Source organism: Rothia sp. HMSC061E04 (assembly GCF_001813685.1).
In the GTDB taxonomy this organism is placed as follows: domain Bacteria; phylum Actinomycetota; class Actinomycetes; order Actinomycetales; family Micrococcaceae; genus Rothia; species Rothia mucilaginosa.
Genome location: NZ_KV813692.1, coordinates 1 through 1428 on the forward strand (window position 1 = coordinate 1; position 1428 = coordinate 1428).

Sequence of the window (1428 nt, forward strand, 5' to 3'; positions counted from 1 at the left end):
CCAGAAGAAGATTTTCACGCACAGTCAGTTCATAGCGGCCGTAGTCTTGACTCACCAAACCCACATTCGCCAACAAGTCATCAGGTGATATGTCCTGTACCGACTTACCTCCAATGAGGATGTCTCCTTTGGAGGGCTTAAGCATGCCCATGAGTGCATTTACTAGGGTTGTCTTTCCCGATCCGCTGGGCCCGACAATACCAATCATCTGCCCGGGACCAAAAGTGAGATTGATGTTTTTAAGAGCTAAAGAATCAGCTTTTGGATACTGGATAGCAAGATTCCTAATGGAAACGCCGGAGATTTCGGGGTAGGTATCGGCAACCGGATTTTTCTGCCCGGGCTGTGCGCTAGAAATAAACTTTCGATATATATCAATTGCGTTTGACCCCGCTGCCATCGAGCTAAGGTCGCTTCCCATCGAGCCAAGCGAGACTATAGCCGAGGTAATACCTATAACAGCTCCAGCAAGAGCACCGGGAGCCGGCACCGAGGCCGCTAGAAAAATAAGGGCTAAAGCTAGCAATGCAGCGCTTATAAAACCAACAATTGTATATATTCTGAGGATGTAACGAGCTAGGCCAATTTCCTCCTCACCGGATTTTTTCCGTTCTTGATTAGCGCGATGCGCAAAGAACGACCGAGCATTAAGAATTGCAAGCTCACGAGCAGTAGTTATTTGTGCAATCTGGTTAGTGCTATGCCACGCGTTGTAGCTATATGAATATATTTTTTCCATTGCCTCAGCATTTTTACCTGAATAGAGATGTGACATAAAGGCAACAGGAATCATGCCTGCAAGCATGCAGAGTGAAGCATATACATTGATCTTTCCTACGGAATAACTAAGGGCTCCCGTCGAAAAAATGATGAATATCAGAGCACCCATAGTGGAAACTTGAGATCCTAGACTCCCCCCTGTCACAGCTTCATGAGCTGCCCTTGATGAGCGAGCATAATCACCACTCGCGATTTCCTGAGAAGAACAAGTCGCCAGACGAGAAGATACGTTCTGAATACCTGTACTTGACATTCGAGAATTTAGAATCATACGCAGAGAGTCTGATGCTTGTCCCAGGGCAATGTATCCTGCCAGCACAAAACTAACCCCCAGGGCTAGTGGGAGCACTTCATCCTGGCTCTGACCCAAATGCTCAACAAGTCTAGTGACAGCCTCCATCTGCAGAGCAGGGAATAATGATAGGCACACAACAGACGCTAGATAGGAAACGGTCCATACGGGGTGATTTTTGAAAGCATAAACCACGGACCAAACAGTATTAGCCATAATCTTACGCATCTTTATAGTCCCTTTCAGCGGAAGTTTTGCGCCCTGCAGAATCTTCAGAGATCTGATTTTTGAAAATTTCCATAAACTTTCCCTCTGCCTTCAGTAGCTCCCGGTAGGTTCCTTGCTCCACCACACAC

Annotated in this window: 1 protein-coding gene; it reads right to left on the reverse strand. The window is 46.7% G+C overall.

From position 1 onward, the window contains the following. A partial coding sequence (locus tag HMPREF2927_RS01610; protein WP_141754863.1) for an ATP-binding cassette domain-containing protein occupies positions 1-1300 on the reverse strand: 1300 nt, incomplete at its 3' end. Between the last annotated feature and the right edge of the window lie 128 nt (positions 1301-1428).